This window comes from Stenotrophomonas nematodicola, assembly GCF_009467805.1.
GTDB classification, from domain to species: Bacteria; Pseudomonadota; Gammaproteobacteria; order Xanthomonadales; family Xanthomonadaceae; genus Stenotrophomonas; species Stenotrophomonas nematodicola.
Genome location: NZ_WIAY01000001.1, coordinates 497,914 through 521,898, shown reverse-complemented (window position 1 = coordinate 521,898; position 23,985 = coordinate 497,914). Strand labels below are relative to the sequence as shown.

At 67.6% G+C, this 23,985-nt stretch carries 17 protein-coding genes; 10 read left to right on the top strand and 7 right to left on the bottom strand.

The genetic code is table 11. The features are described from left to right. Window positions 1-22 precede the first annotated feature (22 nt). The 4 genes from GDJ08_RS02245 (at window position 23) to GDJ08_RS02230 (ending at window position 4,568) form a co-directional block, all read left to right on the top strand. Entirely contained in the window at window positions 23-1,621 is a 1,599-nt protein-coding gene (locus GDJ08_RS02245) for a calcineurin-like phosphoesterase C-terminal domain-containing protein (protein ID WP_153164218.1), read from the top strand. Between the two features lie 172 nt (window positions 1,622-1,793). Beyond that, window positions 1,794-2,771 (top strand): glucokinase, encoded by a 978-nt coding sequence (locus tag GDJ08_RS02240; RefSeq protein WP_017356268.1) that lies wholly within the window; start codon window positions 1,794-1,796, stop codon window positions 2,769-2,771. Between the two features lie 58 nt (window positions 2,772-2,829). Beyond that, on the top strand, window positions 2,830-3,828 hold the full coding sequence (locus GDJ08_RS02235) for a glycosylasparaginase (RefSeq protein WP_017356269.1): 999 nt from the start codon (window positions 2,830-2,832) through the stop codon (window positions 3,826-3,828). 2 nt (window positions 3,829-3,830) lie between these two features. Then, window positions 3,831-4,568, top strand: coding sequence for a copper homeostasis protein CutC (locus GDJ08_RS02230; protein ID WP_153164216.1), 738 nt, complete (start codon window positions 3,831-3,833; stop codon window positions 4,566-4,568). Between the two features lie 106 nt (window positions 4,569-4,674). Here GDJ08_RS02230 and GDJ08_RS02225 read toward each other — a convergent pair whose 3' ends face one another. Continuing rightward, complete coding sequence (locus tag GDJ08_RS02225) at window positions 4,675-7,770, bottom strand: TonB-dependent receptor (RefSeq protein ID WP_017356271.1); 3,096 nt, start codon at window positions 7,768-7,770, stop codon at window positions 4,675-4,677. Window positions 7,771-8,334: 564 nt separating this feature from the next. Between GDJ08_RS02225 and GDJ08_RS02220 the strand changes: the two genes are divergently transcribed. The 6 genes from GDJ08_RS02220 to GDJ08_RS02195 are packed head-to-tail and all read left to right on the top strand — an operon-like array spanning window position 8,335 to window position 18,084. Continuing rightward, window positions 8,335-10,764: a GH92 family glycosyl hydrolase gene (locus GDJ08_RS02220; protein ID WP_017356272.1), complete on the top strand. Its 2,430-nt coding sequence runs from the start codon at window positions 8,335-8,337 to the stop codon at window positions 10,762-10,764. Window positions 10,765-10,816: 52 nt separating this feature from the next. Next, entirely contained in the window at window positions 10,817-11,860 is a 1,044-nt protein-coding gene (locus GDJ08_RS02215) for a LacI family DNA-binding transcriptional regulator (RefSeq protein WP_026070801.1), read from the top strand. Window positions 11,861-11,904: 44 nt separating this feature from the next. Further along, window positions 11,905-13,215, top strand: a complete 1,311-nt coding sequence (fucP, locus tag GDJ08_RS02210; protein ID WP_017356274.1) for an L-fucose:H+ symporter permease — start codon at window positions 11,905-11,907, stop codon at window positions 13,213-13,215. A 7-nt stretch (window positions 13,216-13,222) separates the two neighbouring features. Beyond that, window positions 13,223-14,218: a carbohydrate kinase family protein gene (locus GDJ08_RS02205; RefSeq protein WP_153164215.1), complete on the top strand. Its 996-nt coding sequence runs from the start codon at window positions 13,223-13,225 to the stop codon at window positions 14,216-14,218. Beyond that, window positions 14,215-15,408: an AGE family epimerase/isomerase gene (locus GDJ08_RS02200; RefSeq protein WP_153164213.1), complete on the top strand. Its 1,194-nt coding sequence runs from the start codon at window positions 14,215-14,217 to the stop codon at window positions 15,406-15,408. Before GDJ08_RS02205 ends, GDJ08_RS02200 begins: the two co-directional genes overlap by 4 nt. A gap of 24 nt (window positions 15,409-15,432) precedes the next feature. After that, window positions 15,433-18,084 carry a beta-mannosidase gene (locus tag GDJ08_RS02195; RefSeq protein WP_153164604.1) on the top strand — a complete coding sequence of 884 codons (2,652 nt, stop codon included), beginning with the start codon at window positions 15,433-15,435 and terminating at the stop codon, window positions 18,082-18,084. Window positions 18,085-18,102: 18 nt separating this feature from the next. Here GDJ08_RS02195 and GDJ08_RS02190 read toward each other — a convergent pair whose 3' ends face one another. From GDJ08_RS02190 to GDJ08_RS02165, 6 genes are all read right to left on the bottom strand, one after another. After that, on the bottom strand, window positions 18,103-18,387 hold the full coding sequence (locus tag GDJ08_RS02190; protein WP_017355462.1) for a hypothetical protein: 285 nt from the start codon (window positions 18,385-18,387) through the stop codon (window positions 18,103-18,105). Window positions 18,388-18,423: 36 nt separating this feature from the next. After that, a complete protein-coding gene (gene mtnC / locus GDJ08_RS02185) occupies window positions 18,424-19,122 on the bottom strand; it encodes an acireductone synthase (protein ID WP_017355461.1) in 699 nt (232 codons plus the stop codon). A gap of 3 nt (window positions 19,123-19,125) precedes the next feature. Beyond that, window positions 19,126-19,683, bottom strand: a complete 558-nt coding sequence (locus tag GDJ08_RS02180) for a 1,2-dihydroxy-3-keto-5-methylthiopentene dioxygenase (RefSeq protein WP_017355460.1) — start codon at window positions 19,681-19,683, stop codon at window positions 19,126-19,128. Between the two features lie 160 nt (window positions 19,684-19,843). Then, window positions 19,844-20,482 (bottom strand): methylthioribulose 1-phosphate dehydratase, encoded by a 639-nt coding sequence (locus GDJ08_RS02175; protein WP_017355459.1) that lies wholly within the window; start codon window positions 20,480-20,482, stop codon window positions 19,844-19,846. A 353-nt stretch (window positions 20,483-20,835) separates the two neighbouring features. Continuing rightward, window positions 20,836-22,263, bottom strand: coding sequence for an amino acid permease (locus tag GDJ08_RS02170; protein ID WP_153164212.1), 1,428 nt, complete (start codon window positions 22,261-22,263; stop codon window positions 20,836-20,838). Between the two features lie 85 nt (window positions 22,264-22,348). Continuing rightward, window positions 22,349-23,827, bottom strand: coding sequence for an amino acid permease (locus tag GDJ08_RS02165; protein ID WP_136003984.1), 1,479 nt, complete (start codon window positions 23,825-23,827; stop codon window positions 22,349-22,351). Window positions 23,828-23,985 lie beyond the last annotated feature (158 nt).

Below are 23,985 nucleotides of genomic sequence, written 5' to 3'. Positions count from 1 at the left end.
CACCCCGAACGGAACCCCCTCGATGACCCGCACTGCTGTCTGGCTGGCCTGCCTGCTGTTGACGACCGCCCCTGCCTGGGCTGCCGAGGTGACCGTGACCGGCAAGGTCTATCAGGAGCGCGACGGCAAGCCGGGGCGCGGCCCCACCGATCCGGGCCTGGCCGGCGTGCAGGTATCCAACGGCGAGACCATCGTGCGGACCGCCGCCGACGGAAGCTATGCGTTGCCGGTGCGCGACGGCCAGACGGTCTTCGTGATCAAACCGGATGAATACCGGTTCCCGGCGGCGTCCAACGGCCTGCCGGGTTACTGGCGTCACTACGCGCCACAGGGCTCGCCCAGGCTGAAGTACGACGGCATCGCCGCCACCGGCGCCGGCACCCGCCACTGGGATTTCGCGCTGGAGCCGGTCGAGGACGCCGCCTCGGCCCGCGATGGCTTCGAGATGCTGGTGTTCTCCGACTCGCAGACCGCCAGCCGCCAGGACATCGGGTATTACCAGCGCGCCATCGTCGAGCCGATCGTCGGCAAGCACCCGGCGCGGCTGGGCACCACGCTGGGCGACATCGTCAACGACGACCTGTCGCTGTACCCGGCCATCAACAAGGTCACCGCGCAGCTGCAGGTGCCGTGGTTCCACGTGCCGGGCAACCACGACCTGGACATGGACGCCGGCGACGACCGCCATTCGCTGGACAGCTGGCGCGCGGTGTACGGGCCGGACACCTACGCGGTGGAAGAGGGCGGCGCCAGTTTCGTGTTCCTCGACGACGTGGTCTACGACCCCACCGCGCGGCCGAAGTACATCGGCGGCCTGCGCGCGGACCAGTTCACCTTCCTCGGCAACTACCTCAAGGGCCTGCCGCGCGACCGCCTGGTCGTTCTGGGCATGCACATCCCGCTGTTCGATGCCGAACCGGGCCGCGAGACCTTCCGCCACGCCGACCGCAAGCGCCTGTTCGCGCTGCTCAAGGACTTCCCCAACGTGCTGGTGCTGAGCGGCCACAGCCACACCCAGCGGCACTATTACCACAGCGCCGCCGAGGGCTGGCAGGGCGCCAAGCCCCTGCACGAGTACAACGTCGGTGCGGCCTGCGGTGCGTTCTGGTCGGGGGTCAAAGACAGCAACGGCATCCCCGACGCGACCATGAGCGATGGCACCCCGAACGGCTACGCCGTGCTGTCGGTCAAGCCGGCTGGCGACTATGCCCTGCGCTACTACGTGGCGCGTGCGCCGGATGACTACCAGATCGCGCTGCATGCGCCGCGCGTGCTGCGCAAGGGCGCATATCCGGCCTGGGGCGTTTACGCCAATGTGTTCATGGGCCAGGACGACACCCTGGTCGAATACCGCGTCGATGACGGCGCGTGGCAGCCGATGAAGCGCGTGGTGCAGGCGGACCCGCGCCTGCTGGAAGAGAATGTCGCCGACGACACCGCCGAACGTCTGCGCGGCTTCGACCGCTCGCCGGAGGCCACGCCCTCGCCGCACCTGTGGCGCGGGGCGCTGCCTACCGACCTGGCGGCCGGCGCGCACAAAGTCGAGGTGCGCGCGGTGCACGGCGATGGCCCCACCGCCACCGCCAGCACCACCTATCGCCTGCAGGTCGCCTCGCCCTGAGCTGGCATACGCCCCTGTACGGCAGGCGCCGCTTTGCAAACCCCGGGCGATCGCCGAAAATCGCCCGGATTGATTCGATCCCAGCCAAGGCCTGCGAGTGAGCGTTGCGGCACCGTTTTCCGGGCATGTCCCGCTCCCTTCCGATTCGTCCCGTGCGACGCCCGGTCCGGCCATGCGCCATGATCCGATCATCGTTGCCGATGTCGGCGGCACGTTCGCACGCCTCGGGCTTGCCGAGGTGCAGGCGGGTCTGCCGCCGCGCCTGAGCGGGCTGCGGCAGTACCGCTGTGCCGATTACGCCAGCCTGGCGGCGATCCTGGCCGACTTCACGCGCGCCGCCCTGCGTCCGGTCGACACCGCCGTCGTGGCGATCGCCGGGCTGCTGGAAGGCGACCACCTGGTCAACACCAACCTGGCCTGGCCTGTATCGGTGGCGGCCACGCGGGCCGAGGCCGGTCTGCGCTCGCTGGCGCTGATCAACGATTTCGAAGCGGTGGCCTACGCCATTCCGCACGTGCAGCCGGACACCCTGGTGGCGCTCAACGGCGAGCCGGTCGTCGCCTCGCCTTGGCCGGCGCTGGTGCTCGGCCCCGGCACCGGGCTGGGTGCGGCACTGCGCTTCCAGGGCGGCGACCAGCCGGTGCTGGCCAGCGAAGCAGGGCACGCCGCGCTCACCGCCGGCAATGCGCTGGAACTGGAGATCCTGCGCCAGATGCAGCAGCGCTGGGCGCATGTGGACCAGGAGCGGATCCTGTCCGGCAGCGGCCTGATGAACCTGTACCCGTGTCTGTGCGGCATCCGCGGCGTGACGCCGCGTTGGCAGACCACCGAAGACCTGATCGCCGCCGCGCAGGCCGGCGACGACGCACTGGCGGTGGAAACGCTGCAGGTGTTCAGCGCGTGGCTGGGCAGTCTGGCCGGTGATCTGGCGATCACCTTCGGCGCGCGTTCGGTGTACCTGGCCGGCGGCATTCCCACCCGCATCGCCACCTTCCTGCATGCCGGTGACTTCCGCGCGCGCTTCCTGTCGAAGGGGGTGATGAGCGGTGTGCTGGCGCAGGTGCCGGTGTGGCGGGTGGACCACGGCGAGCTGGGCATGCTCGGCGCGGCGGTGTGGCACGACGCACGGCGCGGCCGCGCCGTTGCGTGAGGCACTCCCGCCGCGCGGTGCGGCGGGATGACGACAGGCAGTGCAGGGAGGGGTGGGCATGACCGATCGCAGGCAGTTTCTCCAGGCCGGGGCGCTGGCCGCCGGTGGGTTGGTGTTGCCGCACGCAGGCGCGCAGCGCCGCAGTGGCGCGCGGGTGGTGTCCACCTGGGATTTCGGCGTGGGCGCCAACCAGGCGGCATGGACGGTGCTGTCGGCCGGGGGCACCGCGCTGGATGCGGTGGAGGCCGGCGCGCGCTGGGCCGAAAGCGAACTGTGCAACCCCACGGTGGGGCGCTGCGGCAACCCCGACCGCGATGGTGTGCTCAGCCTGGATGCCAGCATCATGGACGGCGACGGCCGCTGTGGCTCGGTAGCTGCCCTGACCGACATCCTGCATCCGGTGTCGGTGGCACGCAAAGTGATGGAAAACACGCCGCACGTGATGCTGGTCGGGCAGGGCGCACAGCAGTTTGCGGTGGAACAGGGCTTCGAGCGCCAGAAGCTGCTCACCCCGGCTGCCGAAAAGGCGTGGCGCGACTGGTTGAAGACCGCACAGTACACGCCCGAGATCAACGTGGAGCGGCGCGGCCGCCCCGGCGACAGCAGCAACCATGACACGCTGGGGATGCTCGCCATCGATGCCCACGGTCGCCTCGCTGGCGCCTGCACCACCAGCGGCATGGCCTGGAAACTGCATGGACGTGTCGGTGACAGCCCGATCATTGGCGCCGGCCTGTACGTGGACAACGAGGTCGGCGGCGCCACGGCGTCGGGCGTCGGCGAGGAGATGATGCGCAATGCCGCCTCGTTCCTGGTGGTGGAGCTCATGCGCCAGGGCCGGTCGCCGGCACAGGCGTGCCGCGAAGCGATCGCACGGCTGGTGCGCAAGCGCCCGGAGGCCAGCAGGACCCTGCAGGTATGTTTCCTGGCGATGGACCGGCATGGGGAGGTCGGCGCGTACGCGCTGCACCGGGGCTTCGTCTACGCGGTGTGCGACAAGGACCGCCAGGATGACCTGCGCGACTCGGCGTCGGTCTATACCAGCGAGCAGCGCTGAGCATGGCGCGCCGGCTGCTGGAGATCGCCTCCAACTCGGTTGCGTCGGCGCTCGCCGCGCAGCAGGGTGGCGCGGACAGGATCGAGCTGTTCGACAATCTTGCCGAAGGCGGCACCACGCCGTCGCACGGCAGCATCGCGGTGGCGCGCGAGCAGCTGCGCATTCCGCTGTTCGTGCTGATCCGGCCGCGTCCCGGCGACTTCCACTACGGCGTGCTTGACGCGGAGATCATGCTGCGCGATATCGCCCATTGCCGTGCACTGGGCTGCGATGGCGTGGTGATCGGCGCGCTGGATGCCGAGGGTGACATCGACGAGGCGCTGTGCCGCGCGCTGGTGCAGGCCGCCGGCCCGCTCCAGGTGACTTTCCATCGCGCGTTCGATGCCGCGCGCGATCTGCCCCGCGCGTTGGAGCAGGTCATCGCACTGGGCTGCCAGCGGGTGCTGACGTCCGGCGGCCAGGCCAACGCGGAGACAGGGGCCGCGGTGCTGGCCGCACTGGTCGCGCAGGCGAACGGACGCATCGGCGTGATGGCCGGGGCAGGGCTCAACGCCGGCAACATTGTCGCCGTTGCCGCCCGCAGCGGCTGTACGGAACTGCATGCGTCCGCCAAGGCCGTGCAACGCTCGGCCATGCGCCACCACAACCTGGCGCTGACCGGGCTGTCGCCGGACTGGATCGCCACCGATGCCGCGGAAGTGGCGGCGCTGCGCGCCGCGCTGGACGCACGCGCAGGGTAGAGCCGCGCGGAGACATCGGCCCGCTGCGACAACAAAAACGGCAGCCGCCTGTACCAGCGCGGCTGCCGTGGAGGAACAACCCCCGCCCGAGGGCGGGGGGAGACACTCAGAACTTCCAGGTCATGCCGAGGTAGAGCTGGCGACCGGAGTACAGGTTGGACAGCAGGCGCGCCTTGCTGTCGTTGCCGAGATAGACGCGCTGCTCGGACTTGGTGGCGTTGAGCACCGATGCGCTCAGGATCAGGGCGTCGGTGATGTTGTAGGCCGCGTTGAGGTCCAGCTGGTCATACGGTTCGGAGTACTGGGTGAGACCGTTGTTCAGACCGCCCACCACTTCGCCACGGCGGTTGAACGAGGCGCGCGCCAGGAACTTCTCGTTCTCGTAGAACACCGTGACGTTGGCCTGGTTCTTGGCGCTGCCGACCAGCGGCGAGGAACCGATGCGTTCGCCATCGAGCACCACGGCGGCCAGGTTGGTGTCGTTGTAGGTGTAGTTGGCCTGGATGCCCAGGCCGATATCGAACGTGTACTGGCCGTACAGTTCAACGCCCTGCGACACGCCATCCTGGCCGTTGGCCTGGGTGGAGTACTTCTGCACCGTCACCGACTGGCCACCGACGTTCATCTGCTGGTCGCGCACCACCGGCACGGTGAAGTTGCTGATGTCCTTGCGGAACAGCGCCACACCGGCCACCGAACCCGGACGGAAGTACCACTCCAGACCGAGGTCGTACTGGGTGGCCTCGAACGGCTGCAGGTTCTTGTTGCTGCCCGAGCCGTACCAGCCGGGAGTGTCGGTGCCGCCGGCGACGCGGCGATCGTTGCTGTACTCCTCGCTGACATAGCTCAGACCGCCCGGGTAGGCGATGCTGGTGTAGCCGGGGCGGGCGATGACCTTGGACGCGGCGCCGCGCAGCACCAGGCTGTCGGTGATGTCCCAGGCGATGTTGAAGCTCGGCAGGAAGTCGGTGTAGGTCTTCTCCATCGAGCTGAGCGCATAGGTTTTCTCACGCGCCAGGTTGTCGGGCAGGCGCACGAAACCGCTCTGGCAGACATAGCCGGTATTGGAGGCGATCAGCGGTGCCGCCGCCGGATCGTTGCAGCCCATCGGCGTGCCGGCGGCGTTGTCCTGGAAGTAGTCGTTGAACTTCTCCACCGAGTCGCTGGATTCGGCGAACTGGCGGGTACGCACCACACGCACGCCCACGTTGCCGCGGACCCGTTCGGTGCGGAAGTTGGCCTGGAAGTAGCCCGAGTAGATCTTCTCGTCGACGTTGTAGACGAAATCCTCTTCCTTGCGATTGTGCGAGCCACCGTAGGTCTGGTTGAGGTAGTTGATGTACGCCGGATAGTTGATGCCCGGGAACACGTTGGCGTTGAAACCGCCGGCGATGTTGTTGATCGGGTTGGACAGGAAGAAACCGGGCTGGGCGACACCGGCCGAGGCATCGCAGCCGGACTGGTAGCGGTTCTGGTCGTAGAACGCCGGATCGGGATCCTTGCCCTGGCACACCCAGTAGGTGTTGCCGGTGTTGCGATGGACCGAGCCGTCACGGTACTTGGTGCCGAACTGGATCGAATCCAGCCAGCCGCTTTCAAACAGCTTGGTGACATCGGCCTGGAAGTAGTTCTGCTTGATGTCGGTCTGCGTCCACGACGAATCGGTCGAGCCGGTGTCGACTTCGGCGATGCCGGCCATCAACTGTTCCTGCAGGTCCGGCGAGAACGTCGCACTCGGCGTGCCGGTCAGGTCCCAGGCGCTGTAGCTGTTGCCGGACTGCCACACGCCATTGACCTGGCGGCGTGGCTTGGCCGCCATGCGGAACTTCATCGACGGGCCGCCTTCGGACCAGGTCCGGCCGCCGGTGAACGAGGCCTTCCACAGCGGGCTGATGTCCCAGTCGATGGACAGATCGGCGGTCTGCGACAGCGCCTTCTCACGGCTGTAGTCGCCGGTCAGCTGCGGGGTGGGGATGGTGCAGTCGTCCGGACCCCAGCCACCCGGCGCGAGGCCTGCGGCCGCAGCCTGTTCCTCGCTGCAGTAATAGGTCTTGCCGGCCAGCTTCTCGTACTGCGCGCCGGTCACGATGCTGCCGCTGGGATCGAAGGTGAGCCCGTCCAGCATGCGGCCGCCGGCCCAGTTGCCGTCGCCGTTGTAGCGCGCCAGATTCCATTCGGGAATCTTCAGCATGTTCTGGGTGTAGTTGCCTTCCAGCTCGAAGCGGAAGTAATTGGCGGTCAGCGTCAGGTTGTCGAGCGGCTTGAACTGGAAGGTGAACTGGCCACCCTTGCGCTCGCGCTCTTCTTCCTTCACGGCGAAGTTCACCGAGGTCGGCATGAAGAATTCGCTGTAGTTGCGGCCGCTCTGGTCATTGAAGCCGGACCGGCCCCACCAGTAGTGGATGCCGTCCTGTTCCAGCACGTTGCCGTTGGCGTCGCGCGCATCGGTGTTGTTGCCGTACCACTGGAAGTCCTCGGTGCTGGCTTCCATCGTGCGGCTGGTGCGCTTCTGCTGGGTCACCCCGACCAGCACGCCGAAACGCTCGTCCTTGCTGTGCCAGGAATACAGCGCCGACAGCTGCGGATCGATGTCGTGACTGGTGTCGGAGGTGGTGCCCTCGACGGTGACGTAGCCCGAGTTGGCTTCCATGTCGAGCGGGCGGCGGGTATGCAGGATCACCGTGCCGCCGATGCCGCCTTCGTCGATGCGCGCTTCCGGCGACTTGAACAGCTCGGCGCTGGACAGCATGTTCGACGGCAGCAGGGTGTAGTTGAACGAGCGCGTGGCTTCGTTGTTGGTTTCCGAGGTGGCGACGTAGTTGCCGTTCAACTGCGTGAGGGTGAGATCGGGCGCCAGGCCGCGCACGCTGACCGTCTTGCCTTCGCCGCCATCACGGGTGATGACCACGCCCGGCACGCGCTGCAGCGCGTCGGCCACGTTCTTGTCGGGGAACTTGCCCACGTCCTCGGCGGTGATCACTTCGACCACGGCATTGGCATCGCGCTTCTGCTGCAGGCTCTTTTCGATGGCGTAGCGGTAGCCGGTGACGGTCACGCTGTCGAGCGTGGTGGCGTCCGGCGACGGGGTCGTGCCGGCCTGTTGCGCGAAGGCGCCGGCCGGGGCCAGCGCGGCGGCGAACAGCGCGGCGGTGATGGCTGCCGACAGCGTGTCGCGGTTGCGCATGCGGGACATCTTGTTCATTCCACTCTCTCCCTCTCCTGGATTGAAACGGTGGCGATACGTGATTGAATCGATCTAATTCTGGAGGTCGCTGTTGCCAGCAACGAACGACGGTGCGTCCCGCATGCAACGTGAGGCAGGTCCCCCCCACCTACCTGTCCGTCAATCGTGACCGTTCGGAGTTGGATCGATCTAAACGATTGGCGGGGGATTTTTAGCACGGCCCGGGAGGCGAAGCATGCTGCTGCGCAATATGACCGCGGTATGTCGGCAACGGCCGGTTTTCGCTGTGGAGGTAAAAACGTTTTCTTGCGCAGGCGCCATGCCAGGCGGTCGTTCCAGGCGCAGCCGGCAGCCAGGCCGCCGCCACAGACGACATCCATGTTGCGCCGCAGAATGCATCCGTCGAAATCCCCGTGCTTTACTTGAATCGATCTAAATTCACTGCTGCGTGGATTTGGACGCGCGCCAACAGGGGGATGGCCGGCCAGCAATGGCGGGGCTTTCACCCGTCCAGTCGCCTGGTTCCCGGCATCGGCCGGGCCACCGGTCGCCCGCACCGACATCGACCCACAGGAACCCCGCATGCGCCGAACGTCTGTCCTCGCCGTCACCTCTCTGCTTGCCCTGGCCTGTGCGCCCCTGCTGCAGGCGGCCGCGCCGGCCGCGCTGGAGCGCGAGGTCAACACCTTCATCGGCAGCAAGGATGACGGCAATACGTTCCCGGGGGCCTCGGCGCCGTTCGGCCTGATCCAGGTCAGCCCGATCGGGGAGCACTACGCCGGCTGGCGTTACGACGACCCGAAGATCCGCGGGTTCGGGCATTCCTTCCTGTCCGGTGCCGGCTGCTGGGAGCAGGGGGGCCAGGTGTCCGTCCTGCCGGTCACCGGCAGCATCGGTCCTGGCGGCGATTTCGACACCGCCACCGCCAAGAGCTTCGATCACAAAGCCTACGCAGCCTCCTACACCCATGAGGGCGAGGTCGGCCAGGCCGGCTACTACAAGGTGCGCCTGACCAGCTACGGCGGCATCGATGCCGAGGCCACCGCGCGCACCCGGGCCGCAGCCGAACGCTACACGTTCGCCGCCGGTGCGGAAAACGGCCACGTGCTGGTCAACGTCGGCCAGGCCAACGAACGCCATTCGGTGATCGGCAGCGTCATCGATGTAGTGGGCGACCGTGCGGTGGAAGGCAAGCTGGTCACCCGCAGCTTCTGCGGCGGCCATCAGTACACCACCTGGTTCCGCATCGAGTTCGACCGCCCGTTCAAGGCCTTCGGCACCTGGGGCGAGGGCGGCGGGCTGCCCGGTGCGCGCCACGGCATGGAAGGCGAACTCAAGCCCAGCGGCGCCTGGCTGAGCTTCGACCTGTCGCAGGGACGAGCGGTCACGGCGGTCAGCGCGATCTCGCACGTGGATGCCGAGGGTGCGCGCGCCAACCTGCGCAGCGACGGCATGGAAAAGGGCCGCCTGCTCGGCTTCGACCGGATGCGCGAGCTGGCGCAGACGCGTTGGCGCGACGAACTGCGCAGCGTGCGCGTGCAGGGCGGGAACGGTGACGACCGCACCGTGTTCTACACCGCGCTCTACCACGCCCTGCTGCAGCCGCTGACCGGCAGCGATGCCGACGGCCGCTACCGTGGTTACGACGATGCCATCCACCGCGCCGACGGCTGGACCTACTACGAGTACTTCTCGCTGTGGGATACCTATCGTGCGCAGAACCAGTGGCTGGCACTGACCCGTCCGCAGGTCGCCCGCGACATCGGCCGCAGCCTGCTGGCCATCGATGCGCAGGGCGGCTGGCTGCCGCGCTGGGGCTACGCCAACTTCGAAACCAACATCATGACCGGCGATCCGGTGACGCCTTTCATGGTGGATCTGTGGCGCTTCGGCGCGCTCGACGGGCGTGAGGCCGAGGCGTACACGGCGTTGCGGAAGAATGCGTTCAGCACGCCGCCGATCAACTCGCGTCACGCCGGCCGGTCCGGCAATCCCAGCTATCTTGCCAATGGCTTCGTGCAGTACGACCGTGCGTTCCCCTCCAAGGGCATGGATGTGGATCCGCATCATGGCGGCTCGGCCACACTGGAGTACGCACTGGCCGACTGCGCGCTGGCACAGATGGCCGACGGCCTCGGCCACGCCGACGACGCCGGTGTGCTGCGCACGCGTGGCCGCAACTGGAACAAGGTATGGGACCCGGACGTGCGCGACGAGGGCGGCTTCAGCGGCTTCCCGCGGCCGCGCATGGAGGACGGAAAGTGGTACGTGCCGGCCGATGGCCGCTACAGCCCGCGTTCGCACCACGGGTTCCATGAAGGCACGGCGTGGCAGTACCAGTGGCTGGCCCAGCAGGACATCCCGGGCCTGGTGCAGGCGATGGACGGTCGCGCCGAGGCCGCACGCCGGCTGGATGCCTTCTTCGCCTACGACGCACTGCGCCAGGCCCCGTTGACGGCCGCGCGCAAAGAATGGGTGGTGGGGCCGTACAGCTACTACAACCAGTTCCGCTACAACCCCAACAACGAGCCGGACCTGCATGCGCCGTGGATGTACACGCTGATCGGTCAGCCGTGGAAAACCGCCACGGTGGTGCGCGCCGCGCAGCAGCTGTTCACCAACGCGCCCAATGGCGTCACCGGCAACGATGACCTCGGCACGATGTCGGCGTGGTACCTGTTCAGCGCCTTGGGGCTGTACCCGGCGGTGCCGGGCAGCGGTCAGTTCCTGCTGCACACCCCGCGCTTTGCCCAGGTCGATGTCGATCTCGGTCAGGGCCGCACCCTGACCGTGAAGGCGCCGGGTGCCGATGGCCGCACGCTCCAGTACGTGCAGGGCGTGCAGGTGGATGGTCGCGCGCATGCGCCGGTGTGGCTGGACTGGGCGCGCCTGCAGCAGGGGGGGCGCATCGATGTGGCGCTGGCAACGCAGGCGCCGGAAAGCGGGTGGGGCACGCAGGTGGCCGACCTGCCGGTGTCGTACTGCGCCACCCCGGGTGCGGCGCTCGAATGAGGGCTGCTGCAATCGTTTAGGCTTGCACGATGCCAAGGAACCCCAGCACACGATGAATGACAAAGCTTCCCCTGCCGGCAAGGGCACGCGCGCGGTGACAGTGACCGACATCGCCGAGGCGATCGGCGTGTCGCGCGCCACCGTCTCGCTGGTGCTGCGCGGCAGCCCGCTGGTGAACGTGGATACGCGAGCGCGGGTCGAGGCCGAACTGCGCCGGCAGCGCTATGTCTACAACCGGGGGGCGGCCAACCTGCGCCGGCGCACCTCGTCCAGCATCGCACTGGTGATCAACGACCTGTCCAACCCGTTCTTCGCCGAGTTCGCCTCCGGCGTCGACGAAGCGCTCGGCGGCAAGGGTTTCGTGACGTTGCTGGGCAGCACCGGCGAGTCCCCGGAGCGTCAGCAGGCGGTGCTGACCACGCTGATGGAACACATGCCAGCCGGACTGATCCTGTCGCCGGCCGAAGGCAGCGATGCCGCCCAGCTGCGCCAGGTGCTCGGACATGCCAACGTGCTGCTGTTCAATCGCGAGCTGCCCGGGGCGACCTGGGACTTCCTGACCCTGGACAACCAGCAGGGTGCGTACCTGGCCACGCGCCATCTGATCGAGCGCGGCCACCGCCGCATCGCGTTCTTTGGCGGTCACGCGGTGTCCAGCTCGTGCCACCAGCGCCGCACCGGTTATGCCCAGGCAATGCACGAGGCCGGACTGGAGACGCAGCCGGACTGGTTGATTGAAACCTCTCCGAGCCGCCTGGACGCGGCGGCCCGTAGCGGCGAGCTGTTTGCCGCTGCGACGGTGCCCACCGCGGCGGTCTGCTACAACGACAGCGTCGCGCTGGGACTGATGCTGGGCCTGGCGTCGCGTGGCGTGCACCCGGGTCGCGATTTTGCGGTCACCGGTTTCGACGATATTTCCGAAGCAGCGGTGGCCATGCCGCCGCTCACCACGCTGACCGTCGATCCGCGCGCGCGCGGGCGTCAGGCGGCGGAACTGCTGCTGCAGCGTCTGGACAACCCCGACGCCGCACCCCAGCGCACCGTTGCACCCGTCCAGCTGCGCGTCCGCGACAGCAGCGGCCCTTCCTTTGCCTGATGACCTCCCTTGTCACCTGCCCGCGCACTGAGGCGCGTACCTGAATGCCCATTTCGCCAACGCCCCGACTGCCTGCCTCATCCGCCGCCGCACCCGTGGTCAACACGCGCGTCGCGCTTGCGGTGGCGACCACGATCTTCTTCATGTGGGGCTTCCTGACCTGCCTCAACGACATCCTGATCCCGCATCTGAAGGCGGTGTTCGAACTGAACTACGCCCGCGCGATGCTGGTGCAGTTCACCTTCTTCGGTGCGTACTTCCTGATGTCGCTGCCGGCCGGCCGGCTGGTGGCGCACCTGGGTTACAAAAAGGGCATCGTGGCCGGCCTGGCGATCGCCGGGGTCGGCGCGCTCGGCTTCTGGCCCGCGGCCGAACTGCGCGTGTATGAGGCCTTCCTCGGCGCGCTGTTCGTGCTCGCCACCGGCATCACTGTGCTGCAGGTGGCGGCCAACCCGTACGTCGCGCTGCTGGGGCCGGAACAGACCGCGTCGAGCCGGCTGACCCTGGCCCAGGCGCTGAACTCGTTGGGCACGGCGATCGCGCCGATCTTCGGCGGCCTGCTGATCCTGGGCAACACGGTCAAGAGTGCCGAGGAGATCAAGGCGCTGCCGGGTGCCGAGCAGATCGCCTACCGGGTGCAGGAAGCGCAGTCCGTTCAGGGCCCGTACGTCGGCCTGGCCGTGGCGCTGTTCCTGCTGGCGGTATTCGTCTATCTGTTCCGCCTGCCGGCGCTGACCGAAACCACCGAGCAGGCCGATACCGGCAAGCACACTCTGCTGGACGCGCTGCGCCATCGCCATGTGCTGTTCGGCGTGCTGGCCATCTTCTTTTACGTGGGCGCGGAAGTGTCGATCGGCAGCTTCCTGGTCAACTACCTGTCGCTGCCCAACATCGGTGGCTTCACCGAGAAGGAAGCCACCCACTATGTGTCGGCGTACTGGACGCTGGCAATGATCGGTCGTTTCGCCGGCTCGGCGATCATGACCCGGTTCTCGCCGCGCGTGCTGCTGACCCTGTTTGCAGGGATCAACGTGGCGCTGCTGGCGGCGACCCTGCTGAGCCAGGGACAGGTCGCGCTGTACTCGATCGTGGCGGTGGGCCTGTTCAACTCGATCATGTTCCCGACCATCTTCGCGCTGAGCATCGAACGCCTGGGCACCCTGACCAACAAGGCCTCCAGCCTGTTGATCATGGCCATCGTCGGCGGCGCAGTGGTGCCGTACCTGCAGGGCCTGCTGGCCGACCAGATCGGCCTGCATGAGTCGTTCATCCTGCCGCTGCTGTGCTACGGCTACATCATTTTCTACGGTCTGTCGGGCTCGCGCCCGGCGGTCGGATTCCGCCAGGGAGCGTGAGGGCACGATGTCCAAGATTGTTTGTTTCGGCGAGATTTTGATCGATCTACTCGCCCAGCCACCGGCCTCGCCGGATACCCCGCGCGCCTTCCTGCAGTACGCCGGGGGCGCTCCGGCCAACGTCGCGGTGGCTGCCGCGCGGCTGGGTGCCGACACGCACTTCGCCGGCATGCTGGGGCAGGACATGTTCGGCGACTTCCTCGCCGAGAGCCTGGCCGATGCCGGTGTGGCCACCGACTGCATCGTGCGCACCGACGCGGCGAAGACCGCGCTGGCGTTCGTGGCGTTGGATGCCAGTGGCGAGCGGAGCTTCAGCTTCTACCGCCCGCCTGCGGCGGATCTGCTGTTCCGCAGTGCGCACTTCCATCCAACCTGCTTTGACGGCACGCGCAGCTTCCACGTGTGTTCCAACAGCCTGACCGAAGCCGACATCGCCGAGACCACGCTGGAGGGCATGCGCCGTGCGCGCACAGCCGGGGCGATGGTCAGCGTCGACCTGAACCTGCGCCCGGCCCTGTGGCCGGCCGGCGTGGATCCGCTGCCGCGCCTGTGGGAAGCCCTGCTGCTGGCCGACCTGGTCAAGCTCTCGCGCGAGGAACTGGATTATCTGGCCGCAGCGCAGGCCGGCGACGGCGAGGCGGTGGTACAGCGCCTGCTGGCCGCACAGGCGCAGGCCGTGGTGATCACCGACGGTGCCGCCCCGATCCGCTGGTTCACCCGCCGTACGCAGGGTGTACTCACCGGCTTCCGCGTGCAGACGGTCGATTCCACGGCCGCCGGCGACGCGTTCGTCGGCGGGCTGCTGTTTGGCATCGGTGAGCGCGGGGGGGATGGCAGCGCATTCGCCGCGTTCTGCCAGGACCCGGCCGCGCTCGCGGATGCGATCCGCTTCGCCGCCGCCGTGGGCGCGCTCGCGGTGACCCGCAAGGGCGCGTTCGCGGCCATGCCCACTCTAGATGAAGTCCAGCAACTGCTGCAGCAACAACAGGATGACGCCGCATGACCACGCCGGTTCCGCCGCAACCCGATTTCCGCTCGCCTGACTTCCTGCGTGCCCACATCGCGCAGAGCATGGCGTTCTACCGGCCCAACGAGATCGACCCGACGGGCGGGTTCTTCCACTACTTCCGTGACGACGGCAGCGTGTACGACGCCAGCCACCGTCACCTGGTCAGCAGCACGCGCTTCGTGTTCAACCATGCGATGGCGTACCGCGAGTTCGGCAACCCCGACGACCTCAAGGCGGTCGAGCATGGCATCCGCTTCCTGCGCGAGGTGCATCGCAACCCCGTCACGGGCGGCTATGCCTGGACCCTGCGCGATGGTGTCGTCGAGGATGCCACCAACCACTGCTACGGCGTGGCCTTCGTGCTGCTGGCCTACAGCTGCGCGCTGAAGGCGGGCATCGGCGAGGCGCGCGCCTGGATGGACGAAACCTGGACGCTGCTCGAAAGCCGTTTCTGGGAGCCTGGGTTCGGTCTGTACAAGGATGAGGCCGATGCGGACTGGACCTTCAGCGACTACCGTGGCCAGAACGCCAACATGCACATGTGCGAGGCGATGCTGGCCGCGTTCGAGGCGAGCGGCGAGCAGCGCTATCTCGGCCGCGCGCTGCTGCTGGCCGACCACATGACGCGCCGCCAGGCCGCGCAGGCCGACGGCCTGGTCTGGGAACACTACGACCGGCAGTGGCGGATCGACTGGGACTACAACCGAGACAATCCCAGGCACCTGTTCCGCCCGTGGGGCTTCCAGCCCGGCCACCAGACCGAATGGGCCAAACTGCTGCTGATCCTGGATCGGCACGTGCAGGCCGATTGGCTGGTGCCGACCGCGCGCCACCTGTTCGACACCGCCGTGGCCCGTTCCTGGGACGACGAGCGCGGCGGCCTGTACTACGGTTTCGCACCGGATGGCAGCGTCTGCGACGACGACAAGTATTTCTGGGTGCAGGCCGAGTCGCTGGCCACCGCCGCCCTGCTGGCCGCGCGTACCGGCGATGACGCCTACTGGGCGTGGTACGATCGGCTGTGGGCCTATGCATGGTCACATATGATCGACCATCGCTACGGCGCCTGGTACCGCATTCTGGATGCGGACAACCGCAAGTACAGCGACGAGAAGAGCCCGGCCGGCAAGACCGACTACCACACGATGGGCGCCTGCTACGAAGTGCTCAACGTGGTGCGTTGACAGAACGGGGAGCAGCACATGCGGATGCGTCGTTTCGGTCTGATCGTCGGGTCGCTGTTGCTGCTGCTGGGGGCGCTGCCGCTGTCGGCGGCGCCGTTGCAGGCGCAGTGGACCTTCCGCCTGCTGCCCGGCGATGCCCGGCTGGCCGCGCATCCGCAGCTGGCCGACTGGCACAGTGCGCAGGTGCCCGGCGCCGTGCACACCGACCTGCTGGCCCAGGGCCTGATCCCGGACCCCTACGTGGGAGCGCCGGAGGCGGGCCTGCAATGGATCGGCCTGGCCGACTGGGAGTACCGGGGCCGCTTCGACGTGGATGCGGCCACGCTGGCCAGGGCGCATGCCGAACTTGCCTTCGATGGTCTGGACACGTTCGCCACCGTCGAGCTCAACGGCGCGCCGCTGCTGCGGGCCGACAACAGCCACCGCACCTGGCGGGCGCGGGTGGACGGGCGGTTGCGCCCCACCGGCAATGAACTGCGCGTGGTGCTGCGCTCGCCGATCACCACGCTGCTGCCAGGCGTGCAGGCAATGCCCCACAAAATTGCCGGCAACTACCCATCGCCGTACGGGGACGAGCCCAAGGATGCGATGGTCGGCAACTTCGTGCGCAAGCCCGGATACCACTTCGGCTGGGATTGGGGCCCGCGGTATGTCACGGCAGGCATCTGGCGCCCGGTGCGGATGGAGAGCTGGGATGCGCAGCGCCTGACCGATCTGGCTGTGCATACGCGCAGCCTGGATGCGGACAAAGCCGAGCTGGACATCGCGGTGCAGGTGGAGAGCGCCACCGCCGGGACGGCGCCGCTGCGTATTGAACTGATCGATCCGGACGGGCGGGTGGTGCGCCGGTTCGACCCGCGTGTGGCCCTGCGCGCGGGCGACAACCGCGTGGTCGTGCCGGTGGTGCTGCCCGCGCCACGTCGCTGGTGGCCGGTGGGGCAGGGCGAGCAGGCGCGCTACACCGCGCGTGCCACCCTTGCCGCAGGTACGGCGGGCGCCCTGCGGATGGAGCGCCGCATCGGGCTGCGCACGGTGGAGTTGCGGCGCGAGGTCGATCGCAGCGGCGGCCAGGGCTTCGCATTCGTGATCAACGGCGTGCCGATCTTCGCCAAGGGCGCCAATGTGATTCCCTTTGACATGTTCCCGGCGCGGGTGGACCCTGCGCGCATCCGCCGCGAGCTGACCGCCGCGCGCGATGCCAACATGAACATGCTGCGCAACTGGGGCGGCGGCTATTACGAAGACGACGCGTTCTTCGATATCGCCGATGAGCTGGGCCTGCTGATCTGGCAGGACTTCATGTTCGGGGGCGGCATGCAGCCTGGTTACGACCCGGCGTTCCGCGCCAACGTGGTGGCCGAGGCACGCGACACTGTGCGCCGCCTGCGTCACCATCCCAGCGTGGTGCTCTGGTGTGGCAACAACGAGGAAGAGACCGCCTGGAAGGACTGGGGCCACGGGCGTGACCTCACCGCCGCCGATCCGGTCTTTGCGGCGAAGGTCTGGCAGGGCTATGTCGACCTGTTCGGGCTGGACCTGCGCCAGGTGGTGGCCGAGGAGGGGCTCGGTGTGCCGTACTGGTCCAGTTCGCCCGGCAATGACCTGGACGAGAAGGCCAACGATTCCACCCGTGGCGACAAGCATTACTGGCAGGTCTGGGGCAACCCGGCGCTGCCGGTGACGGCTTACCTGCGCGAGACGCCGCGCTTCATGTCCGAGTACGGCCTGCAGGCGTGGCCGGTGCTGCGCACGCTGGACGGCATCATCCCGGCCGCCGAGCAACGCGTGGACAGCCCGACCGTGCGCGCGCACCAGAAGTTCATGGCCGGGGAGGGCAACCAGCGCCTGCTCAAGTACATCGAGGAAGGCTACGGCACGCCGCGCGACTTCCCCACGTTCGTGTACCTCAGCCAGGTCATGCAGGCCGAGGGCATCGCGCTGGCCGCACTGCACCACCGCGCGTCGCGGCCGTACACGATGGGTTCGCTGTACTGGCAGTTCAACGATGTGTGGCCGGGCGCGTCGTGGTCCAGCATCGATTACGCCGGCCGCTGGAAGGCACTGCATTTCCAGGCGCGCCGCTTCTTCGCCGACCAGGCGGTGGCCGCGCTGCGTGATGACGACGGCATCACCCGGATCAGCCTGCTCAACGACCGCCGCGACGCGCTGGTGGGGCAGTGGCGGCTGCGGGTGATGGACCTCGACGGTCGCGTCCACACACGGCAGCAGCACGCCGTGACGGTGCCGCCGGGCGCGGCGCTGGAGGTGGCGCGGCTGGACGATGCGGCGCTGCTTGGCCAGGCCGATCCCCATCGCACCGTGGCCGTGGTCGAACTGCTGGATGGCGGCGGCAAGCCGGTGTCGCAGGGCGTGGTGTACTTCGACGTGGCCAAGGCGCTGGCGCTGTCCCGGCCGCAGATCCACACCGACCTGCAGCGCGCAGGCGATGGTTACGGCCTGCGCCTGCGCAGCGACCGGCTGGCCCGTGCGGTGTGGATCGGGTTCGACGGACTGGACGCGGTGCTGCAGGACAATGCGTTGACGCTGCTGCCCGGCGAAACCGTGCAGGTGAACCTCACTGCAGACGCCGACCTGGCCACGCTGCGCCGCGCGTTGCGGGTGCAGTCGCTGGCCGATGCGCTGGTACCGCCGGCGGACGCCAGCGCCGCGCGTTGATCGCGCCGCCGCAGCGGCCTACATGCCGCTGCGGTTGACCACTTCGATACCGTTGACCAGCACGCGGAAACGCTGTTCGCGGAAGGCCGCGAACAGGATCGAGCGGGTTTTTTCCACGATCACCTCCTGGCCGGCGATGCGCCGCAGCCAGGACTGGGTGGTGGTAAAGGAAAAATGCGTGCCCGGGTGTGCCGGGTGCTGGACCCACACGGTCTCATCGGCGCTGACCAGCTTCATCCCGCCCCAGAACCAGTCGCGGGTGAGCTTGACCGGCGTGGTCCCGACCATGAAATCAATATCCATCTCTGTTGTGCTCCGTGTAGACGCTGGCAGATCGGCTCAGAGCGCGATCTGCTGGAAATTCTCGACGCGTTCGTGGCCGTGGGTGGCCTCGCCGCTGCGCGGCATCGGGTAGTCGTCCAGCCGGTCGAGCAGACGGGTCTGCAGCCCGGCCTCGCGCGCCGCGTCCAGTTCCTCGACCACGTCGGACAGGAACACGATCTGGGCGGCGGGCACGCCGATGGCCTTGACGATGGTGCGGTAGCTGTCGGCCTCACGCTTGCCGCCCACTTCGGTATCGAACCAGCCCGACACCAGGCCGGTCAGGTCGCCGGCCTCGCTGAAGCCGAAGAACTGCTTCTGCGCCGGCACCGACCCGGACGAGTACACGTACAGCGGCTTGCCTTCGGCGTGCCAGCCCTTCAGGACGGCGGCCACGTCGGGGTAGAAGTGGGCCTTGTAGTCGCCGTTGCGGTAGCCGCTCTCCCAGATCATGCCCTGCAGCGCCTTCAGCGCGGTGTGCTTGCGATCCTGGTCGATCCAGCCCTGCAGGGTTTCCACGATCAGGCTGTCCTGGCAGGCACCGCCGATCTCCGCCGCCACCGCATCCAGCCAGCGACGCACCTCCGGCTGCTGGCCATGCGCGGCGACGAACGCCGGCAGTGCCTTGCGCGCATACGGGAACAGCACGTTCTTGACGAACGAGATGCTGCTGGTGGTGCCTTCGATGTCGGTGAGGATGACGGTGGGGTGGGGCATGGATCAGGACGCCTTGGTCGGAATGTAACGGGGGAACTTCTGCGCGATGTCGGTGCCGGTGAAGTGGCCGACCCAGCCGTCCGGCTCTGTGAAGAAGCGGATCGCGACGAAGCTGGGCTCATCGCCCATGTCGAACCAATGGGGGGTGCCGTCCGGCACGGCGATCAGGTCGTTCTTGACGCACTCGATCTCGTAGACCCTGTCGTCCACGTGCAGGGTGAACAGGCCGGAGCCGGCGACGAAGAAACGGACTTCATCTTCCTTGTGGAAATGCTCGTCCAGAAACTTCCTGCGCAGCTCGGCGCGGTTGGGGTTGTCCGGGGCGATCGAGGCCACGTCCACGCTCTTGAAGCCGTGCTGGGCCACCAGGCGGTCGATGTCGCTGCGATAGGCGGCGAAGACCTCGTCCTGGCTGGCACCGGGGGCGACCTCATGGGCGGCCTGCCAGCGTTCGAAGGTCACGCCGATCTTCTGCAGCGCATCGGCAATCCGCTCGCCGTCCTGGGTGTCCAGCAGCGGGGCGTCGGGAACATCGTGGTCGTAAATGCGCAGTCGGCTCATGGCGGCAGCTTGAACGGCGAGGGGGGGGGGGCAACAGTGTGTAGTGCCGGGCTCTGCCCGGCAACCCGACAGCCTGTCCTGGAATTCAGCATCCCGGCCGCCGCACCGGTAGCGCCGGCCGCTGGCCGGCCCTGGCGCGTCCTGGGCGACGCGGTGTCGATCAGGGCCCGCGCAGCTTGCGCAGCTCCAGTTCGCAATGCAGCAGAAACTCGAACGCTTCCAGGTGCCGGCGCGCCTCGGGCATGTCGCGGCCCCACGCGTACAGGCCGTGGCCGTCGATCAGATAGCCCCACAGGCACTGCCGGTCCAGCAGGTCCTCGACCTGGGCGGACAGCACGTCCATGTCCTGGGTGTTGGCGAACACCGGGACGTCGATGGCCATGTCGTGGGTGCTGTTGCCGTGGAAGGCCTTGAGCAGTTCGTAGCCTTCCAGGCGGATGTGGCCCTGCGGGGCATACAGGCGCGAAGCGACGGTCTGCACCGGCGAATGGGTATGCAGCACGCAGCCGATCTCCGGGAAACGGCGGTACAGCTGGGTGTGCAGCAGGGTCTCGGCCGAGGGCCGCAGCGGGCGGCCGACGGCCTTGCCGTCGAAGTCCACCACCATGATGTCGTCCTTCACCAGCCGCCCCTTGTCCTTGCCGGACACGGTGATCGCGGCGTGGCGGTCATCCAGGCGGTGGGAGAAATTGCTGCTGGTGGCCGGGGTCCAGCCGGCCTGCGCCAGCTCGCGGACGTTGTCGATCAACAGCTGGGCCAGCTCGCCCAGGCGCGCGGTGTCGTAGGGGGTGTTGTTCATGCCGGCATTTTAGCTAGATGAGGCGCTAAAAGCAGGGCGTCCTGAGGCGAGTGCCGGCATTGGGGGGATCGGGGCAAGGGCAGAGCCGGCGGCCAGCCGGCTCCACGGCGTGGCGACCAATGGTCGCCACACACCGGTTATCCAGCGTTCCAGCAGACATCCAGCGTTCCAGCAGATCTCAAACCTGCCGCCTTAGCCGTTGCTATGGACGTATTCACGGCGTCCCCCGCGACTCCATACCGCCCCGCCAAACCGACCCCAACGGTCGAGCCAATGCTCCGGCTCCGGCTCCGGTTCTGGCTGTTGCCAAAACAGCGGGCGCCGGGCCGCAGGCCCGGCAGTCCCTCTTCCCCTTACTTCCCGCGCAGGCGGCTGTGGTGGAAGCCGTAGAAGAAGTAGATGGCGAAGCCGAGCGCGGTCCAGACGCCCATCAGCATCCAGTTGTGCGCGGTCATGGCGGTCAGCAGGGCGATGCAGCTCAGCACGCCCAGGCTGCAGATCAGCCAGGCCATCGGCATGCGGAACGGGCGCGGCAGGTCCGGCTGGGTACGGCGAAGGATCAGTACGCCCGCGCAGACCGCAGCGAAGGCGATGAGGGTACCCATCGAGGTCAGCTCGCCCAGGATGTCCAGCGGGAACAGCGCCGCCAGCAGGGCGATGCCGATCCCGGTGATCACCGTATTGATGTGCGGGGTGCGGTAGGTCGGGTGGATCTTGGTGAACACCGGCGGCAGCAGGCCGTCGCGGCCCATGATCATGAAGATGCGCGGTTGCCCGATGATCATCACCAGCACCACCGACGACAGGCCGATCAGTGCGCCGATCTCCACGATGATGCGCAGCCAGCCCAGTTGCGGATGCGCGGCCACTGCGGTCACCACCGGCTCGTCGGTGCCCAGCAGCGGATAGGGCACCAGGCCGGTCATGACGGCGGCCATCGCGATATACAGCACCGTGCAGATCACCAGCGAAAGCAGCATGCCGATCGGCATGTCGCGCTGCGGCCGGTGTGATTCCTGCGCGGCCACCGACACCGCCTCAAAGCCGATGTAGGCGAAGAACACCATCGCCGCGCCGCGCAGGACGCCTTCGAAGCCGTACTTGCCGGGGCCTTCGTTGTCGGGAATGAACGGGGTCCAATTGGCCGGGTCCACGTACTTCCAGCCGGCGATGATCACCAGCACGATCAGGCCGGTCTTGAGCACCACCATCGCCATGTTCATCGCCGAGGACTTGCTGATGCCCACGTAGCACAGCCAGGTCAGCAGCAGCACCAGGATCGCCGCCGGCAGGTTGGCGATCGCCCCGGTCGGCCGCAGCTGGGCGTCCAGTGGCGCGCTGACCAGCGCCGCAGGCAGATGGATGTCGAAATGACTGAGCAGGCTCAGGAAGTAGCCGGTCCAGCTCACCGCCACTGCCGAGGCGGAAACGCCGTACTCCAGCACCAGCATCCAGCCGATGAACCAGGCCGACAGCTCGCCGAAGGTGGCATACGTATAGGTGTAGGCGCTGCCGGACACCGGCACCATCGCGGCGAACTCGGCGTAGGCCATTGCGCAGAACGCGCAGCAGATCGCGGCCAGCACGAACGACAGCATGATCGCCGGGCCGGCGTGGTTGGCGGCGGCCTGGCCGGTGATCACGAAGATGCCGCCGCCGATCACCGCGCCGATGCCCAGCGCGGTCAGGCCCCACGGCCCGAGGGTGCGGCGCAGGCTCAGGCCATTGGCGTCTTCATGGGCGGCGTGCGGATGCTTGGTGGCCCACAGTTGCTTGAACATGGTGTTGAGTGTCTTGGTTGGCGCGGCAGAACGCGCGCGATGGAGCAGAAACGACCGGGCCGGCACTGGGCCGGCCCGGCAGCGATCAGGCGGAGGGCTTGTTCAGCTTGCTGTTGCGGATGCCGTAGCCGAAGTAGATGCACAGGCCCAGCAGCGTCCAGCCCACAAACAGGTGCCAATGCACCACGAACGCCTGCCAGAACAGGAACAGACAGGCCAGCGCGCCCAACGGGCAGATCACCCACACCAGCGGCACGCGGAACGGACGCGGCAGCTCCGGGCGGGTATAGCGCAGGATCAGCACGCCGATGCAGACCGTGGCAAAGGCCAGCAGCGTGCCCATCGACACCAGCTCGCCGAGCACGTTCAGCGGCACCATGCCGGCGAGCGCTGCCGCGATCACACCCACGATCACGGTGCTCCAGTAGGGCGTACGGAAGCGGGTATGGACCTTGCCGAAGATCTTCGGCAACAGGCCGTCGCGGGAAATGGTGTAGGCGATCCGGGTCTGGCCCATCATCATCACCAGCACCACCGAGGACAGGCCGGCGATGGCGCCGATCTCGACAGCGGTCTTCAGCCAGGACAGCGTGGGATAGGGCTCGAGGGCGGTCGCGACCGGCTTGTCGGTACCCAGCAGGTGATAGGGCATCATGCCGGTCAGCACCGCACACACAATGATGTACACGATCGTGCACACCGCCAGCGAACCCAGCAGGCCGATCGGCATGTTGCGCTGCGGGTCTTTGGTCTCGCCGGCAGCGGTGGAGACCGCATCGAAGCCGATGTAGGCGAAGAACACGATCGTCGCCGCGCGGAACACGCCACTCCAGCCGAACTCGCCGGACACGCCGGTGTTTTCCGGGATGAACGGCTGCCAGTTGGCCGGGTCCAGGTGCGCTGCGCCGAAGCCGATGAACAGACAGATCACGGTGACTTTGATCGCAACGATGATCGCGTTGACGAAAGCCGACTGCGTCACGCCGACATACAGCAGGCCGGTCACGGCCGCCACGATGAGCACCGCAGGCAGGTTGAACAGCTTGCCCGAGGCGATGAACTCATTCCCGGTCCATGCGATGGGCGCTGCGCTGAGCGCGTCGGGGAACGGCATGTTCAACGTGGTGGTGATGAAGCTGATCAGGTACGCCGACCAGCCCACCGCAACCGAGGCCGATGCGAACAGGTACTCGAGCACCAGACACCAGCCGATGAACCAGGCCATGCCTTCGCCGAGGGTGGCGTAGGAATAGGAGTACGCGCTGCCGGACACCGGCATCATCGCCGCGAACTCGGCGTAGCACAGGCCGGCCAGGGCACAGGCGAAGCCAGCGAACACGAACGACAGCATCACGGCCGGGCCGGCATGGTTGGCGGCGGCCTGGCCCGTCAGTACGAAGATACCGGCGCCGATCACCGCGCCGATGCCGAGCATGATGAGATGTTTGGCTGTGAGGGTCCGTTTCAGTGTGGGCTCGCCGTCCAGGCTGCCTTCGATGGGCTCGCCGGCATCGACGTGCGGTGCCGGTGCGACCGGTTTGACCCTCAACAGAGACTTCAGCATGCAGTGCTTCCCTAAGTGAACAAAGGTGAGGTGCGCGGTACATTGCCGCGCCCCCTGATGGCGACTGGGCGCCCCTGCGATGCGGGGCCCGCTGTACCTTAGCCAAAGCTGAAGCCTGCGCACAAGCTCAAATGCAGCATGGGCGCGAGATAATCGGC

Bases quoted from the DNA above. Each gene is read 5' to 3' on its own strand.
- GDJ08_RS02245 (WP_153164218.1), top strand. From the start codon at position 23: ATGACCCGCACTGCTGTCTGGCTGGCCTGCCTGCTGTTGACGACCGCC.
- GDJ08_RS02240 (WP_017356268.1), top strand. From the start codon at position 1,794: ATGCGCCATGATCCGATCATCGTTGCCGATGTCGGCGGCACGTTCGCA.
- GDJ08_RS02235 (WP_017356269.1), top strand. From the start codon at position 2,830: ATGACCGATCGCAGGCAGTTTCTCCAGGCCGGGGCGCTGGCCGCCGGT.
- GDJ08_RS02230 (WP_153164216.1), top strand. From the start codon at position 3,831: ATGGCGCGCCGGCTGCTGGAGATCGCCTCCAACTCGGTTGCGTCGGCG.
- GDJ08_RS02225 (WP_017356271.1), bottom strand. From the start codon at position 7,770: ATGAACAAGATGTCCCGCATGCGCAACCGCGACACGCTGTCGGCAGCC.
- GDJ08_RS02220 (WP_017356272.1), top strand. From the start codon at position 8,335: ATGCGCCGAACGTCTGTCCTCGCCGTCACCTCTCTGCTTGCCCTGGCC.
- GDJ08_RS02215 (WP_026070801.1), top strand. From the start codon at position 10,817: ATGAATGACAAAGCTTCCCCTGCCGGCAAGGGCACGCGCGCGGTGACA.
- fucP (WP_017356274.1), top strand. From the start codon at position 11,905: ATGCCCATTTCGCCAACGCCCCGACTGCCTGCCTCATCCGCCGCCGCA.
- GDJ08_RS02205 (WP_153164215.1), top strand. From the start codon at position 13,223: ATGTCCAAGATTGTTTGTTTCGGCGAGATTTTGATCGATCTACTCGCC.
- GDJ08_RS02200 (WP_153164213.1), top strand. From the start codon at position 14,215: ATGACCACGCCGGTTCCGCCGCAACCCGATTTCCGCTCGCCTGACTTC.
- GDJ08_RS02195 (WP_153164604.1), top strand. From the start codon at position 15,433: ATGCGTCGTTTCGGTCTGATCGTCGGGTCGCTGTTGCTGCTGCTGGGG.
- GDJ08_RS02190 (WP_017355462.1), bottom strand. From the start codon at position 18,387: ATGGATATTGATTTCATGGTCGGGACCACGCCGGTCAAGCTCACCCGC.
- mtnC (WP_017355461.1), bottom strand. From the start codon at position 19,122: ATGCCCCACCCCACCGTCATCCTCACCGACATCGAAGGCACCACCAGC.
- GDJ08_RS02180 (WP_017355460.1), bottom strand. From the start codon at position 19,683: ATGAGCCGACTGCGCATTTACGACCACGATGTTCCCGACGCCCCGCTG.
- GDJ08_RS02175 (WP_017355459.1), bottom strand. From the start codon at position 20,482: ATGAACAACACCCCCTACGACACCGCGCGCCTGGGCGAGCTGGCCCAG.
- GDJ08_RS02170 (WP_153164212.1), bottom strand. From the start codon at position 22,263: ATGTTCAAGCAACTGTGGGCCACCAAGCATCCGCACGCCGCCCATGAA.
- GDJ08_RS02165 (WP_136003984.1), bottom strand. From the start codon at position 23,827: ATGCTGAAGTCTCTGTTGAGGGTCAAACCGGTCGCACCGGCACCGCAC.